General features: G+C 73.0%; 15 protein-coding genes. 8 read left to right on the forward strand and 7 right to left on the reverse strand.

Annotated elements, in window-relative coordinates:
- Positions 1-16 precede the first annotated feature (16 nt).
- Both AB0B76_RS42880 and AB0B76_RS42885 read right to left on the reverse strand, forming a co-directional pair.
- Positions 17-709, reverse strand: coding sequence for a methyltransferase domain-containing protein (locus AB0B76_RS42880; protein ID WP_360386768.1), 693 nt, complete (start codon positions 707-709; stop codon positions 17-19).
- 55 nt (positions 710-764) lie between these two features.
- The gene (locus AB0B76_RS42885) at positions 765-1,067 is read right to left on the reverse strand and encodes a hypothetical protein (protein WP_360386771.1); all 303 of its coding nucleotides are present in this window, start codon (positions 1,065-1,067) and stop codon (positions 765-767) included.
- A gap of 60 nt (positions 1,068-1,127) precedes the next feature.
- On the opposite strand from AB0B76_RS42885, the gene AB0B76_RS42890 reads away from it, so the two are divergent.
- The 3 genes from AB0B76_RS42890 to AB0B76_RS42900 all read left to right on the forward strand — a co-directional run bounded on the left by AB0B76_RS42890 (position 1,128) and on the right by AB0B76_RS42900 (position 3,294).
- The gene (locus tag AB0B76_RS42890; protein ID WP_360386774.1) at positions 1,128-1,757 is read left to right on the forward strand and encodes a TetR/AcrR family transcriptional regulator; all 630 of its coding nucleotides are present in this window, start codon (positions 1,128-1,130) and stop codon (positions 1,755-1,757) included.
- A 104-nt stretch (positions 1,758-1,861) separates the two neighbouring features.
- Complete coding sequence (locus AB0B76_RS42895; protein ID WP_360386777.1) at positions 1,862-2,416, forward strand: SigE family RNA polymerase sigma factor; 555 nt, start codon at positions 1,862-1,864, stop codon at positions 2,414-2,416.
- Entirely contained in the window at positions 2,413-3,294 is an 882-nt protein-coding gene (locus AB0B76_RS42900) for a hypothetical protein (RefSeq protein WP_360386780.1), read from the forward strand. The genes AB0B76_RS42895 and AB0B76_RS42900 overlap by 4 nt, the downstream gene beginning before the upstream one ends.
- Before the next feature lie 76 nt (positions 3,295-3,370).
- Here AB0B76_RS42900 and AB0B76_RS42905 read toward each other — a convergent pair whose 3' ends face one another.
- Positions 3,371-4,828, reverse strand: coding sequence for a squalene monooxygenase (locus AB0B76_RS42905; protein ID WP_360386782.1), 1,458 nt, complete (start codon positions 4,826-4,828; stop codon positions 3,371-3,373).
- A gap of 309 nt (positions 4,829-5,137) precedes the next feature.
- Here AB0B76_RS42905 and AB0B76_RS42910 point away from each other — a divergent pair, with 309 nt between their 5' ends.
- The 4 genes from AB0B76_RS42910 to AB0B76_RS42925 all read left to right on the forward strand — a co-directional run bounded on the left by AB0B76_RS42910 (position 5,138) and on the right by AB0B76_RS42925 (position 9,721).
- Positions 5,138-7,756, forward strand: a complete 2,619-nt coding sequence (locus tag AB0B76_RS42910) for a LuxR C-terminal-related transcriptional regulator (RefSeq protein ID WP_360386784.1) — start codon at positions 5,138-5,140, stop codon at positions 7,754-7,756.
- Positions 7,753-8,157 carry a globin domain-containing protein gene (locus tag AB0B76_RS42915; RefSeq protein WP_360386787.1) on the forward strand — a complete coding sequence of 135 codons (405 nt, stop codon included), beginning with the start codon at positions 7,753-7,755 and terminating at the stop codon, positions 8,155-8,157. The genes AB0B76_RS42910 and AB0B76_RS42915 overlap by 4 nt, the downstream gene beginning before the upstream one ends.
- A 103-nt stretch (positions 8,158-8,260) precedes the next feature.
- Complete coding sequence (locus AB0B76_RS42920) at positions 8,261-8,410, forward strand: hypothetical protein (protein WP_360386790.1); 150 nt, start codon at positions 8,261-8,263, stop codon at positions 8,408-8,410.
- Positions 8,411-8,521: 111 nt separating this feature from the next.
- Entirely contained in the window at positions 8,522-9,721 is a 1,200-nt protein-coding gene (locus tag AB0B76_RS42925) for a cysteine desulfurase-like protein (protein ID WP_360386793.1), read from the forward strand.
- Positions 9,722-9,817: 96 nt separating this feature from the next.
- Here AB0B76_RS42925 and AB0B76_RS42930 read toward each other — a convergent pair whose 3' ends face one another.
- Positions 9,818-10,714 (reverse strand): LysR family transcriptional regulator, encoded by an 897-nt coding sequence (locus AB0B76_RS42930; RefSeq protein ID WP_360386795.1) that lies wholly within the window; start codon positions 10,712-10,714, stop codon positions 9,818-9,820.
- A 61-nt stretch (positions 10,715-10,775) separates the two neighbouring features.
- Complete coding sequence (locus AB0B76_RS42935; protein WP_360386798.1) at positions 10,776-11,198, reverse strand: hypothetical protein; 423 nt, start codon at positions 11,196-11,198, stop codon at positions 10,776-10,778.
- Positions 11,199-11,326: 128 nt separating this feature from the next.
- On the opposite strand from AB0B76_RS42935, the gene AB0B76_RS42940 reads away from it, so the two are divergent.
- Positions 11,327-11,854: a TetR/AcrR family transcriptional regulator gene (locus AB0B76_RS42940; RefSeq protein ID WP_360386801.1), complete on the forward strand. Its 528-nt coding sequence runs from the start codon at positions 11,327-11,329 to the stop codon at positions 11,852-11,854.
- A 39-nt stretch (positions 11,855-11,893) separates the two neighbouring features.
- On the opposite strand, the gene AB0B76_RS42945 is transcribed toward AB0B76_RS42940, so the two are convergent.
- Positions 11,894-12,499 (reverse strand): response regulator transcription factor, encoded by a 606-nt coding sequence (locus AB0B76_RS42945; RefSeq protein ID WP_360386804.1) that lies wholly within the window; start codon positions 12,497-12,499, stop codon positions 11,894-11,896.
- A complete protein-coding gene (locus tag AB0B76_RS42950; RefSeq protein WP_360386807.1) occupies positions 12,496-14,304 on the reverse strand; it encodes a histidine kinase in 1,809 nt (602 codons plus the stop codon). Before AB0B76_RS42950 ends, AB0B76_RS42945 begins: the two co-directional genes overlap by 4 nt.
- Between the last annotated feature and the right edge of the window lie 6 nt (positions 14,305-14,310).

Here is a 14,310-nt window from a genome sequence, read left to right on the forward strand (position 1 = left end):
GCGGCCGCTGAGCGGGTCACGCTGGGTACCGCTTGGTCCCGACGTAGTGGATACCTGTCGCCCGGATCTCGCCGGCGTCGATGGCCGCCTGCTCGTCGGCTTGGCTGACCGGGTGCAGGTCGGGGAAGAAGTACGGCGCGCGGGTATCCAGCCGGGGGTCGAAGCGGGCCTGGAGCGCCTGGATGATGGCTTCCCCGCGGTACAGCCGCTCGCGCCCGGCCCAGTCCTGCAGGTAGCTGTGCCAGGGTTGTCCGGAGGCTTGCCACTGCTCTCGGTGGCTGTGCAGCCAGCCGCGCTCGCCACTGTCCGGGAGCCGGTCGAAGCTCCAGCGTGCGGTCGCTTCGTCGAACCGTTCGTACGCCCACTCCACCACGATGAACGCGCCGCCCGGGGTGAGCGCGGCCGCGGCTCGATTCAGAACCTCGTCCAGGTCGTCGACGTGGTGCAGTGAGGTGCAGGCCACGATCGCGTCGACGGGGCCGCCGAGTTGGTGCTTTTCGAACTCGGTTTGGTGGTAGCCGGGTCCGGACGGTGCCGCCGGGTCCACGCCCACGGCGTCGTAGTCGCTCCTCCACATGGCCGGGACGAAGCCGCCGGCCGGGCCGCATCCGATCTCCAGCACGCGGGACGGCGCCGGCGGCAGGTGGGCGCGCACGAAGGGCCAGAGGCCGTCGAGCCAACGCTGCTTGACGGTCGTCATGTCGATCATCAGTGCGCTCCTCTGGGAGTCAGGGCCGAGTGTGGCCCGGGAGGACTGGAGCGGGTCATCGGGTCCAGCCGTCCTCGGCAACCAACTCACCCTGTTCCACGGTGGCGTCGCGGGCGACGGCGAACGCGGCGGCGGCCTCCGGCAGGTTCGGCGCGCCGGCCAGGGCGGCGCTCAGGATCTCCGGCGAGTCCCAGCGCCACATGTCCACCCAGGTCCGCTCGTCGACGCGGATCAGCCGGGTTTCGCCCGGGCCGGCGTACTGCGCCCTGATCGCCGCGATGAGCTGCCCGCGCCGTTCCAGCACGAGGTCGGCATCCGCGGGGTCGGCCGTGAACCGCGTGGTCCGAATGACAGTCATTCCTGCACTCCTTCTCTAGACTTCATTTTTAGAGTTGGACTCTAGTGTTACAGTACAGCCATGCAACTGGTCAAGAGCACCGGCAAAAAGGGCGAGAAGTCACGGCAGACCCGGCGGCGCATCCTGCAGGCCGCACACGAGCTGTTCGTCAGCCAGGGCTACGGGGCCACCACGCTGCAGGGCATCGCCGAGCGGGCCGGTGTCGCCGTGCAGACCATCTACTTCGCCTTCGGCAACAAGCCGTCGCTGCTCAAAGAGCTGGTCGATGTCACCATCGCCGGCGACGACGAGCCGATCCCCACGCTGCAGCGGGACTGGTTCCGCGAAGCCCTCGCGGCCGACACCGCCGAGGCTCATCTACGGGCACACGTACGCGGCACCTGTGTCGTACTCGCGCGGGTGGCGCCCATCATGGACGTCCTGCAGGCCGCCGGCGCGCAGGACCCGAACTTGGCCAGCCTGTGGCAGCAGGACACAGATCCGCGCCTGGAGGTACAGCGCGCCGCCGCGCGCAGCCTCATCGCCAAGCCCGGCGCCCGAGCCGACCTGACCGTCGAGCACGCCGCCGACCTGCTGTACGGCCTCCTGAGCCCGCAGCTGTACCTGCTGTTCACCCGCGACCGAGGCTGGACGGCCGACCGTTGGGAACAATGGGTACACAACACCCTGCACTTGCAACTTTGCGGTTAGCACCGGCCACTCGTCCAGCGCCTCGCAACAGCTGAGGCAACCCTGCCGGGGCTTCGTCTCGTGTCTTATCCGACCGAGGAAGCGAAGGGGCCGGGTTGATTCCGATGGGACTGCTGCGCCGAGGCGTGCCACCAGCGAGCGAAGACGAGTTCATCGCCTACTACACCGCTCGCGCGTCGCACCTACGCAACACGGCATTCCTGCTGTGCGGCGACTGGCACCTCGCTGAGGACCTGACCCAGCTGACCTTCACCAAGTTGTACCGGGCGTGGCCGCGCATCGAGCGGCATGACGTGCTGGACCAGTACACCCGCAAGGTGTTGCTGCGCACGTTCCTCGACGAGCGGCTGCGGCCGTGGCGGCGGGAGAGACCGACCCTGCCCGAAGACGCGGTGCTGGACATCACGGCCCCGGAGGTGCACGGGCCGGAGGACCGGGAGGTGCTGTCCAACGCGCTGCAGTCGGTGCCCAAGCGGCGCCGTGCCGTGCTGATCCTGCGCTTCTGGGCCGACCTCTCAGTCGAGCAGGTCGCCGAGGTGCTCGGGTGCACGGCCGGCACGGTGAAGAGCCAGACCTCACGCGGCCTGGCGGACCTGCGCGCGGCCCTCGGCGACGCCGTCGGAGACCTGAAGCAATCGACCACAGGAGGACCGCGATGAACGACGTCAAATACCTCTGCGAGCAGCTCCTTGACGGTGCCCCACCGCCGTTGCGGGAAGGCGCCGAGGTACTGGCCGTCGCGCGCCGCTCGACGGCTCGGCGCTCGGCGGTACGGACCACCGGCGGCCTCGTCGCCGTGGCCGCGGTCACCGGTACCGCGGTGCTCGTCGCGCCGGCGCTCGCGAACGACCACCGGGCCACGAACGTGCAGGTCGGCGGGCCTCCCGCGCCGGTCTCGCCGAGCCCGTCGAGCGTGCCTTCGCCGCCGGACGTGCCGTATGCGCAGGCGCCGGGTACGCACGAGAAGACGATGCTCGAGACGATCCAGCGAGCGCTGCCGCCGGGCTACACCGCCGCCCCCGAGTATCCCCTTTCCACCAACCCGACGCCGTACCCGACCGACCCGCAGGCGGCGGCACCGGGCGGCGGCGTCGCCCTGACCGCGAACGTGAGCGTGCTGGTGTCGCAGGACGGCCGCGTGGGATGGCTCTCCGCGCACATCTACAACGACGGCAAGCCCCTGCCGACCGGCGACCTGTGCGGCCCCGACGTCACGCGGCCGATCGGCGACCAACCGGGTTGGAGCTGCAGGGTCGTCGACGTCAACGGCACGAAGATCCGGGTGACCAGGGAGCACTGGACCAACACGGCACCCGAGATCGACGTGATCACCGTGACGAAGTTCCTGCGGAACGGCGCCCTGAGCCTGACCGAGAGCCGCAGCGTGCCGGACTTCCAGTCGGAGAAGCAGACGCCTCCGCCGGACGCCGTCAACGCCCACCCGCAACAGCAGGCGCCGACGTCGGCGCTGGGCGACTGGTTCCTGACCGAGGATCAGCTCGCCGCCCTCATCGCCGACCCGGCCATGCTGCCCTAGTTTCCTGATTCGCTGCCGAAGGTCAGTGCCGATCCAGCTCAGGCGGCGTGTTCGCGTCGGCCGTGCTCGGCGTGACCTACGAGCGGCGGTGGACGGCGTGGCCTGGGGTACCGGCCGGCATCCGCAGGGCCCCCTGGCCATCGGCATGGCCCTGCGGATGCCGGTCCGGGACGTGGACCGGTTGCCGCCGGCGAAGGTCGCCTGCTTGAGCGGGGCGGCGGGCCCGCAGGACGCGGGCCACGATCGCCGGGGCGAACAGGGTCGGCGGCGCGGCCACCAGGTTGGCGACCCGCAGAAACGCTCGGCCGACCACCGGGTCGTGCTCCGCGGCGCGGTAGACCCGGCCGATGTACGCGTTGATGAGCTTCGTCTTGCGCGTGCGTACCCCGTCGACGTGGGCGAAGCGCAGGTCGCCGCCGACGGCGATCTCCCACGGTGCCTGGAGCAGCCGCGCCGTCCGGGCGTAGAACCGCCGCGGCAGGCCCCGGCGTCCGCGGGCCAGGCAGTCGCGCAGGGCCAGGGCCTCGGCGGCGGCGACGGTCATGCCCTGCCCGTACGCCGGGTTGAACGAGCACACCGCGTCGCCGACCGACACGAACCCCTCGGGCAGCCGGGTGAGCCGCTCGTAGCGGCGCCGGACGCTGACGGGCAGCCGCATCCGGTGCGGCGGGCCCAGCGGCTCCGCGCCCGAGATCAGGTCGTGCACCCGCCGGTCGGGCAGCCGGCCGGCGAAGGCGACGAACTCGTCGACCTCGCTCGGCAGCGTGATGCCCGGACCGCAGCCGAGGAGGGTGACCTGCCGGCGGTCGCCCTCGACATCGATGGCGACGACTCCGTAGGGCTGGCCCGGCCACGGGCTCTGCACGATCGCGGCGTGCGGCGCGTCGCCGGTCGTCCGGCGGAACTCGCGCGTCACGTACACCATGTTCGCGTCGATCGTCTCCTCGGGCGCCGGGTCGTACCCGAGCATGGCCAGCCACGTCGGGCCGCGGTTGCCGCGCCCGGTCGCGTCGACGACGAGATCGGCGTCGATCCGGTGCACGGCGCCGCCCTTCGGCAGCACCTCAGCTCCGGTGACCCGGGCCTGGTCCGGCGTGCTCAGCAGGCCGACGGCCTCGTGCTGGGCCCGGATCTCGACGTTCGGCAGCGCCGCGACCCGGGCTCGGACGTAGCCCTCGATCGCGGGGCGGCTCAGGCACAGGCCCCGCAGCCCCGACTCGGCGTTGCGCAGCGGGTGCCCGTCGCTGATCCAGAGGATGTCGCGCTGGATGTCGACCGGGACGCCGCCCAGCCCCGCGGCATCGGCCGGGAAACCGTCGAACAGCTCGGCCAACGCCGCGTGGCCGGCGGCGAGCAGGCCGTGCCCGTGCTCACCCTGCGGCACGCAGCGCCGTGGCACCGCCGCCTCCGGCAGTTCGTCGCGGTCGACCACCGTCACCTTGGCGAACGCGTCGCTGAGCACCCGGGCGGCGAGCAACCCCGAGATACTGGCGCCCAGTACGACGGCGTGGCCGGAGCGGTCCCTGCTTGCCATGGCGGCTCTCCCTGCGTCGGTGGCGAGCCGATTGCCCGCCGTACCTGAAGCACAACCCGGACCGGGCTCCTCGCGCCTGAGCAACGATTGCTCAGGTGCGGCGGTCGCCGAACCGACTACTCACCCGCGCTGTCGGGTTTCGTCCAGTCCGGGCCAGACCGGCCGTGTCATGCTGATCGGCATGGCGCACGACCGATGCGTGTCGCGGCTGCGCCGGCCGGGTTGACCCACAGTGGACGGTCGCTCGGCCCCGGTGGCGGGTCCGGACGGGTGGTGTCGGTGGGCAGTGCCGTAACTGCGTGGCCGTTCGTGAGCCGGCACCGGGAGCTGGAGCGCATCGCCGATGCCCTGGCCGAGTCCGACCACGGCGCGGTGATCATCACCGGCCGCTCGGGGGTGGGCAAGTCACGGCTGGCGCGGGAGGCGCTGCGGCGCGCCCGCGACGACGGATGGCCGGTGCTGCACGTGGCGGTGTCCGTCGCCGCGGCCGCGATCCCGCTCTCGGCGGTCGCGGCGCTGCTGCCGGCCGGCGCAGGGCTCGACGATCCGGTCGCGCTCCTCGTCGCGTGCCTCGACCACCTGCGCACGACGCTCGGCGGGCAACGGGTGGTGGTCGGCGTCGATGACGCGGACCTGCTGGATCCGGCGTCGACGGTACTGCTGGGCCACCTGCTCCAGCAGCGCGCCATCTTCGTGGTGGCGACGGTGGCGACCCCGGCCGTGCCGCCGGAGCCGCTCGACGCGCTGTGGCGAGCCGGGCACGCCACCCGCATCGAGCTCGGCGCGCTCGACCGCGGCGCCTGCGAGCGGCTGCTGCACCTGAGCCTGCTCGGCCCGGTGACGGCCCCGGCCGCGCTGGCGCTGTGGGACGCCAGTCAGGGCAACGTGCTGTACCTCCGGGAGCTCGTCCTCGGGGCCCTCGAGGACGGCGCGCTGGTCGGCACCGGCGGGGTTTGGGTGTTGCGCGCCCCGCTGCGGCCGGGCGCCGGGGTGGCCGCCATCGTCCGGCGCCGGCTGGCCGACCTCCCCGCGCACGACCGGCAGGTGCTGGACCTGCTGGCCGTCTGCGGTCCGCTCGGCGCCGACGACATGGCGGAGCAGTTCCCGGCGGCCGACCTGCCCGGGCTCGAGGCCCGCGAATGGATCATGGTGCGCGTGGACGGGCGCCGACACCAGATCGCGCTGGCCCATCCGCTGCACGGCGCGATCCTCCGGGAGGGCATCCCGACGCTGGCCGCCCGGCGGATGCTGCTCGACCAGATCGACCGGGTCGTCGCCCACGGCGCCCGGCGCGCGGCCGATCCGCTGCAGCTCGCGACGTGGCGGCTGGACGCGACGGGCGCCGGCGACGCGGCGCTGCTGGCCGAGGCCGCGGTCGCCGCCCGGGCCGCGCGCGACAACGCGCGGGCCAAGCGGCTGGCCGGCGCGGTCCTGCAGACGGAGCGGCACCTTCGCGCGAGCATCGTGCTGGCCGAGACGCTGGTGGACGAGGGGGACCCGGCCGGGGCCGAGGCGGTGCTGGCCGCCGCGGACGACCCGGCCGCGGACCCGGAGGTCTACGCCGCCTGGGCGGTGACCCGCAGCCTGAACCTGGCGTACCGGCTCGGCCGCCTCGACGACGCCGGCCGGAGCCTGCAGGCCGCGGCCGATGTCGTCGGACCCGCCCACGACGGACGGCTCCTCGCCACGCGGGCGATGCTGTCGGCGTACGCCGGGCGGCCCCGCGAGGCGCTGGACCTGGTGAACTCGGTCGATCCGCCCGGCCGCGACGCCGGGCCGGCCGCACCGCCCAGCCGGTCGCTGGCCTGGCACGTCCGCTCGGCGAGCCTGGCCGAGCTCGGCCGGCTGGACGAGGCCGAGGAGCTGTGCCGGCTGGCGCACACCCGGCCGGAGCTGGAAGACGGGGCGCCACCAGCGGCGGTGCATCTCTCGGTGCTGGCCACGGTGTTGGACCTGCGCGGGCAGTTCGGCGCCGCGCTTGACGTCTGCGCCCAGGGACAGGAGGAGGCCGTCGCGGCCGGGGACCGGTCCCTGAGCGCAGTGTTCGCGACCATCGCGGGCTGGACGCAGCTCGACCGGGGCGACGTCGCAGCGGCGATCGTCGCGTTCCGGGCGGCGCTGAGCGAGACCGGGCCGGTCGCCACCTCCGATGCGGTCCGCGGCCCGGTGGCCGGCCTGGTGATGGCGACCGCGCTCGCCGGGGCCGTGGACCGGCCGGCGCTGGAGCGGCTGACCGCCGGCCTCGACGCCGCCGCATTCGACACGGCCGGCCCGGTCATCCAGCAGCAGCGGGCCCTGGCCTGGGTCGAGGCCCAGCACGGCAACGTGCCGGCCGCGTTGACCCGGCTGGTCCGCGTGGCCGGGCGGTGCGCGCAGGTCGGTGCGTACACCCGCGAGTTCCGGCTCCTGCACGACGTGGTCCGGCTCGGCCGGCCCGAGATCGTGCTGGAACGCCTCCGCGAGCTGCCGTGGGCGAGCGAGATGACCGTGACGGTGCGGGCACACGCCGAGGCCGCCGTCCGCGGCGACGGTACCGGGTTGCTCACGGCCGCGCACCGCTACGCCGACCTGGACGCGCTGCTCGCCGCCGCCGAGACCGCCACCCACGCCGCCGCCGCGGGTGACGGGCGGCTCCGGTCGCGAGCCGGTGTGCTGGCCACGCAGTGGCTGGCCCGATGCCCGGACGTGCGCACCCCGGGCCTGCTGCGGCCGGTGACCACGTCGCCGCTGAGCACCCGCGAACGCGAGATCGCGGTCCTGGCCGCGAAGGGCCATGCCAGCCGGACGATCGCCGATCAGCTGTTTCTGTCGATACGGACGGTCAACAACCATCTCCAGAGCGCGTACACCAAGCTCGGGGTCTCCAACCGCGGCGAACTCGCCGCGGCGCTGCGACTCGGGCCGGTGCCGGAGGAGGACGTGAGATGACACCGGAGCAGGTAGGCCTGGTGCTGGAGGGCATCGAGCGGATGCGGCCGCGGCTGTCCCAGGTCGCCGACGCCTTCTACGCCGAACTGTTCGACCGTCACCCGGACCTGCGCCCGATGTTCCCGGCCGACCTGACCCGCCAGCGCGCCAAGTTCGCCGGCGAGCTGCACGCCCTGGTGGTGGCCCTGCCCGACCTTCCGGCGTTCCTCGACAGCGCCGCCCGTCTCGGCAACCGCCACGCCGGCTACGGCGTCCGGGTGGCCCACTACAACCAGGTCCGCACCGTCCTCATCACCACGATCGCCGCCGAAATGGGGTCGGCGTGGACCGAGCAGCACGAACACGCCTGGACGGTCGCCTACGACATGATCACCGAGGCGATGCTGCTCAACCGCCGGTGAGCAACGCCGTTCACGGGAATGAGCACGGCTTGCTCAGGCGCCCGCGGCCCCGTTGCCGCAAGCATGGGTGGCAGCGAAAGCCGTCACACCAGGGAGGTACACCATGAACATCCGCCGCGCCGGCGTCGTCCTCGCCGGCCTCGTCCTCGCCGTCATCGGCCTGGCCAGCCCCGCACAGGCCGGCGTCATCATCCACGACATCGCCTACCCGCCGGGCCCGACCGTGACCGGCGTCATCGGCCCCGAGATCTGACGATCCCCGGCGTCTCGCCGATCGACGGCCCGTCCGCGCTCGCGGGCGGGCCGGCTGAGACCTCCGATTATGGCACTGGACAATGGCGGCGCGGCCTGTCAGAACGATCATATGACGTTCGATGTGGCCGCGCTCCGCCGGCAGTTCCCCGCCCTCGACACCGGGATCGCCTACTTCGACGGGCCCGGGGGCACGCAGACGCCCCGGGCCGTCGGCGCCGCCATCGCCGGCACGTTGACCGGGCCGCTGTCCAACCGCGGGCGCACCGGGCCGTCCCAGCGCAACGCCGACGACGCCGTGACCGCGTTCCGGGCCGCCTACGCCGACCTGCTCGGCGTGCCCGCGGCCGGGGTCGTCTACGGGCGCAGTGCGACGCAGCTGACGTACGACTTCTCCCGCATCATCGCCCGGACCTGGCAGCCCGGGGACGAGGTCGTCGTGACCCGCCTCGACCACGACTGCAACGTGCGGCCGTGGGTGCAGGCGGCCGAGCGGGCCGGCGCCGTGGTGCGCTGGATCGACTTCGACCCGGTGACCTCCGAGACCGACCCGGACTCGGTCGCCGCGGCGATCACCGAGCGCACCCGGCTCGTGGCCGTCACCGGCGCGTCGAACCTCATCGGTACCCGCCCGCCCGTGCGCGCCATCGCCGACACCGCCCACGCCGCGGGCGCCCTCGTGTACGTCGACGGCGTGCACCTGGCCGCGCACGCCCTCATCGACGTGGCCGAGCTGGGCGCGGACCTGTTCGTCTGCTCACCGTACAAGCTGCTCGGCCCGCACTGCGGGGTGCTCGGCGCGGCCCCGGCGCTGCTGGAGACGCTGCGCCCCGACAAGCTGTTGCCGGCCACCGATGACGTGCCCGAACGGTTCGAACTGGGCACGCTGCCGTACGAAATCATGGCCGGCGCGACCGCCGCCGTGGACTTCATCGCCGGCCTGGCTCCCGGCGGGACGACGGACCGCCGGGAACGGCTGCGTCACTCGTGGCACGCGGTCGAGGTACACGAGACACGGCTTTTGCGTTTGCTCGAGGCCGGGCTGGCCGAGCTCGACGTGGTCGTGCATTCCCGCGCCGCCGAGCGCACGCCCACGCTGCTGCTCACCCTGCCCGGCCGGCGGGCCTGGGACGCGTTCGAGTTCCTCGCCGCACGCGACGTGCTGGCCCCGGCCGGTTCGTTCTACGCCTACGAGCCGTTCCGCCGCCTCGCCGTGCCCGACGAGCACGGGCTGCGCCTGGGCCTGGCCCCGTACACCGACGAGGAGGACATCGCCCGCCTGCTCGACGGGCTGCGGGCCTTCATGGCGTGAGCCACACCGTGGAGATCCGGGCCCGGCACGCGAGCAAGCTGTTGGTGCCGGCGGCCGGATCGTTGCCGGCGGCGGAACCGGGCCGGCCGCCACGAGTCATTCAGCCGGGGTAAGGGGTCCGAGGTCCCGGATGGTTCGGGCGAGGGCGCGGATGAGGTCGTTCTCCGACTCGCTGCGCCACACCGCCGCGTACGCCAGCGGGGCGATGTCCCGGATGGGCAGGTAGGCGATGTCGGGGCGGGGCGAGTACCGGATCATGTGGACCGGATAGGGCGTGACGATCTCCCCGGTGCTGATCAGGGCCAGGACTTCTTCGTTGTTGGCGACGAGAAGGCTGCGCTCGATTCTGCGGCCGCCCGGGCTGTAGGGCGGAATGTAGGCGTCGAACCAGTACTCGGGTGCGATTCCAGCGGTGGGAAGGCGGTAGTCGCTGACCATCTCCAGGGTGACCGAGGCACGCCGGGTGAGCTCGTGCCCGGCCGCCACGGCGAGGATCCGGGGCTCGGCGATCAGGATCGGCCCCACGGTGATGTCGGGTTCCTCGACGGGAAGCCAGCTGACCAGAACGTCAACGTCACCGCGGCGGAGCCCGGCGAACGGGTCGATGAAGGGCGCGTGCCGGATTCGCAGCTTCCACTGTGGATGGCGCGATCGGAACGTCTCCCAGTAGGGCCGGAAGTCGTGGGCGTTGACGGGCAGCATGCCGACGCGGAGGAACGCCGTGATGCCCTGGGCGGCCAGGCGGGCGCGTGCCAGCGTGTCTCGCAGCCCGGCGTACACCGGCTGCAGGTCGTCGCGCAGTTGCCGGCCGAACGGGGTCAGGTGGATCTGACGGCGGTTGGCCCGGTCGAACAACTGGGCGCCGAGGCGCCGTTCCTGGCGGCTGATCGCCTGGCTGACCCGGGCCTGGGACACGTGCAGCCGAGCGGCGGTCCGGCCGAAGTGCAGCTCCTCGGCCAGGGTGAGGAACATTTCGATGTCCCGCAGCTCCACCCGTACCCCTCATCCGGTTCCGTTCGACCGCACAGACGCTTTCGTGCAGGAGCGGCACTCGCTATGTGGCCGGACCAACATCACCGTGCATTCCGCCGACGGCGGCGAGCATCCAGCGCCAGCGGCGGAACTGAAGAATGCAGGCCGCCAGCGATGCCACGACCACGAGCGACGCCACGGCGGTCGGCCAGGCCGCGAACGCCGCCACGCAGGCGGCGACCGGCTGGAGCAGCTCGAGCGCGATCGCCGGCCGGGCCGGGATCGAGACCGGATTCTTCTGCTTCTTGGCCCCGGGCATGCCGAACACCGTCGGCAGGCCGATCAGCAGGACGTCAGCCAGTACGGCGAGCCAGATGGAATGGGGGGCGAGCGCCCAGGGCGCGGCGACCCACGCGATGATCTCGACCAGGAACCGCGGCGCGGACACGCTCAGCGGGTCCGCAGCGGTGGCGCTGTGCGCCGGCTGGCCATGCTCGGTGCTCATGTGGGACCGGCTTTCGTCTGTTCAACCGGGTTCTCCCCCGGACGGTTCCTAACAGCGTTAGGCCAGGTACCCTAACATCGTTAGGATGCGGCCCGGAAGGGGAGTGCGGCGCGCTGATGGCGACCCGAGTGCTTGATCGACTCACGCCCCGGGCACGGGAGATCGTGCAGGTCGCGCGGGAGCTCCTGGAGCGGGAGGGCTTGGCCGCGCTGTCGATGCGCCGCCTCGGTGACCAGATCGGGATACGCGCCTCCTCGATCTACGAACACCTGCGCGACAAGGAAGCACTGGAGGCCACGCTGATCTCGCTGGGCTTCGAGGAACAAGCCGAACTGTTCGCCCGGGCCGCCCAGGGGTCCACCGACCCGATCGCCTCCCTCGCCGCCGCCTACCGTGATTTCGCGCGCCACCAGCCGAACCTGTACCGGCTGATGACCGAACGGGCGCTACGGCGCGACCTGCTCACGCCCGGCGTCGAGGAGGCGGCCATGACGCCGCTGTTCCAGGCGACCGGCGGCGACCGCGAACGGGCGAGGGCCATCTGGGCCTTCGCGCACGGGATGGTGATCCTCGAGCTGAACCGCCGATTCCCGCCCGGCGCGGACCTCGACACCACGTGGCGCAGGGGAATCGAGGGGTTCTGCAGCGCACCCTGACGCCTGCCGGCCGTGCGCAGGGAGCGGCGCCGGCCGGGTTCAGAGCCAGCCGGTCTCGGTCGCGATACGGATCGCGTCGACCCGGTTACGCGCGTTGAGCTTGGTCACCGTCGACGTGAGGTGGTTGCGGACGGTACCGACGGACAGGTGCAGGCGCTGGGCGATCTCGGCGGCGGACGCGCCGGATGCGGCCAACCGCAGGACCTCGGCCTCCCGGCCGGTGAGCGGGTTGCCGGGCGTTTCCCAGGCGATCAGCGCCAATTGCGGGTCGATCACCCGCTGACCGGCCGCGAGCCGTCGGATGGCGTCGGTCAGGTGTTCCGGCGCGGCGTCCTTGAGCAGGAAGCCGGTGACCTGCGCCTCGAGCGCGCGGCGCAGATCACCGGGGCGGGCTACCCCGGTCACCAGCAGCGATCGGCACCGGGGAAGCTTGGCGCGTAGTTCGATGGCCGCGCTGAGCCCGTCGAGGCCGGGCAGGTTCAGATCCAGCACGGCCACGTCCGGCTGCGCGGCGAGCGCCGTCGGGACGATCGCGGTGCCGGTGTGTACCTGCGCGACGACCTCGATGTCGGGTTCGAGGCGCAGCAGGGCGACGAACGCGCCGCGTATCAGATGCTGGTCCTCGGCCAGGAGCACCTTGATCACAGCGGGTCCCGCACGGCCACATCGTGCGAACCGGCGGCTACCGCACGCAGGTCGGCCGCGGCGGCGCGGGCGAGGCTCTGGGCCGTCGCAAGCCGCTGCGCGGGCAGGGGTTGCCCGTTCGGGGCGAGCGTGCGCAGGGCCTCGCGCAGCCGCTCGTCGAGCCGGCCGCCGAGCGTGTCGGCGAAGCGCAGGCGCTCCTTCGCCACCGCCGTCGCGGCGAGCCCGGTCCGGGCCCGCGCGAGCGCGGCGGTGAGCAGCGGCAGCTGCACCAAGGCGAACAAGGCGACCGCGTCGTCGATGTCGGCGGCGAGGTGGTAGACCACCGTCGCCGCGGGTGTCACGCCGGTGACGGCGAGCAGCACCTCGGCGGCCAGGATCGCGCCGGCGCCCAGCCAGCGCGTCCGGCCGTGGAACAGCAACAGCACGCTCCCGCCGACGTAGTGCCGCGCCGCCCACGCGTCGGCCGAATAGTGCAGCAACGGCGCGTACGCGAGCAGCACCTGCGCGGCGAGCACCAGGCGCCAACCGGTTGGCCGCCCGCCGGGCGGCCGGGGCCGGCACAGGTGGCCGACGCAGGCGCCGAATACGAGGGCCAGCACCAGGAACGGCGCATCGATCCGCTCGGGGAAGGTGAACATGACGGCGAACATCGCGACGAGCGCGGCGACGCCGACCGCCGGCACGAACGGGGTGGCCGGTCCGGCACCGGCGTGGCGGCGCGCGGGTACCCGCACGTCGAGGGTGAAGACACCGCCGTCGTTCGTTGCGCTCAGGGTGCCGCCCAGCGCCGCGACCCGGCCGGTGAGGCTGGTCAGCCCGGTGCCAGGAACCGGGTTCGTCGTCGCCGTCGCCGCGCCGTAGTTGGCGACGACCAGGCGGACCGCGCGCCGGTCCACGGTGAGCGCGATCGAGCAGCGCCGGGCCGTGCTGTGCCGCACGACGTTGGTGGCCGCCTCGCGCAGCACGGTGGCGAGTACCAGGTCGACCTCACGGGGCAGCGTCGGCGCATCCCGCGGCGCGTCGAACTCGATACCCGCCGCCGACAGCAGCGCACCGGCCGCCGCGCACTCGGCGGTGAAGCTCAGCTCCGGCCGCTCGGCGGTGAGCAGGCGTGCCTCCGCGAGTGCCGCGCGGGCGTGCGCCCGGGCCTCGGCCAACTCCTCCTCGGCGCGCCGGCCGTCACCGCGCCGAGCCAGCTCGATCTTGAGTACCAGCGCGGACAGCCGGAAGCCGAGCACGTCGTGCGCGTCGTTGAGCAGCCGCCGGCGCTCGCGGGCCACTTCGATGGCGGCCAGACGCGCCTCGGTCACCGGAAGGTCGGTCGCGAGCCGGTGCAGCCACGCCATCGCGTACAGCAGGAAGCCGACGGCCGCGACGGTGAGCAGCGTGTACACCTGCGCGCGCACCGACTGGTCGTACGCCCAGGACAGCGGCAGCGTAGAGACCGACACCGCCGCGTAGCAGAGCCAGGAGTACGGCGGGCGCAGGCGCACGAGGCAGGAACCGGCGAGGAAGACGCTGAGCCCCCACAGCGTCGGAACCTCGGGCCACAGCGCGACGGGCAGGTAGGTCAGTACCACCTGGGCGCACAGTAACCAGCCCGACCGGCGGGTGGTGCCGAGCATGGTCGGCACGAGCAGCCCGGCGTGTGCGGCGAGGACCGCGAGACCGGCGACGGCGGCCGCCGCCGAGCGCGCCGAGACGACCAGGTCCACGGCGATCAGCCCGAAGTACGCGCAGATCAACACGGTGACGACAGCCCGGGCGAGGCGTGGCGCCACGATCTCGGGCCGGCCGGCAGGCACTGCCAG

Source organism: Dactylosporangium sp. NPDC049140, assembly GCF_040648435.1.

Bases quoted from the DNA above. Each gene is read 5' to 3' on its own strand.
- AB0B76_RS42880 (WP_360386768.1), bottom strand. From the start codon at position 709: ATGATCGACATGACGACCGTCAAGCAGCGTTGGCTCGACGGCCTCTGG.
- AB0B76_RS42885 (WP_360386771.1), bottom strand. From the start codon at position 1,067: ATGACTGTCATTCGGACCACGCGGTTCACGGCCGACCCCGCGGATGCC.
- AB0B76_RS42890 (WP_360386774.1), top strand. From the start codon at position 1,128: ATGCAACTGGTCAAGAGCACCGGCAAAAAGGGCGAGAAGTCACGGCAG.
- AB0B76_RS42895 (WP_360386777.1), top strand. From the start codon at position 1,862: ATGGGACTGCTGCGCCGAGGCGTGCCACCAGCGAGCGAAGACGAGTTC.
- AB0B76_RS42900 (WP_360386780.1), top strand. From the start codon at position 2,413: ATGAACGACGTCAAATACCTCTGCGAGCAGCTCCTTGACGGTGCCCCA.
- AB0B76_RS42905 (WP_360386782.1), bottom strand. From the start codon at position 4,828: ATGGCAAGCAGGGACCGCTCCGGCCACGCCGTCGTACTGGGCGCCAGT.
- AB0B76_RS42915 (WP_360386787.1), top strand. From the start codon at position 7,753: ATGACACCGGAGCAGGTAGGCCTGGTGCTGGAGGGCATCGAGCGGATG.
- AB0B76_RS42920 (WP_360386790.1), top strand. From the start codon at position 8,261: ATGAACATCCGCCGCGCCGGCGTCGTCCTCGCCGGCCTCGTCCTCGCC.
- AB0B76_RS42925 (WP_360386793.1), top strand. From the start codon at position 8,522: ATGACGTTCGATGTGGCCGCGCTCCGCCGGCAGTTCCCCGCCCTCGAC.
- AB0B76_RS42935 (WP_360386798.1), bottom strand. From the start codon at position 11,198: ATGAGCACCGAGCATGGCCAGCCGGCGCACAGCGCCACCGCTGCGGAC.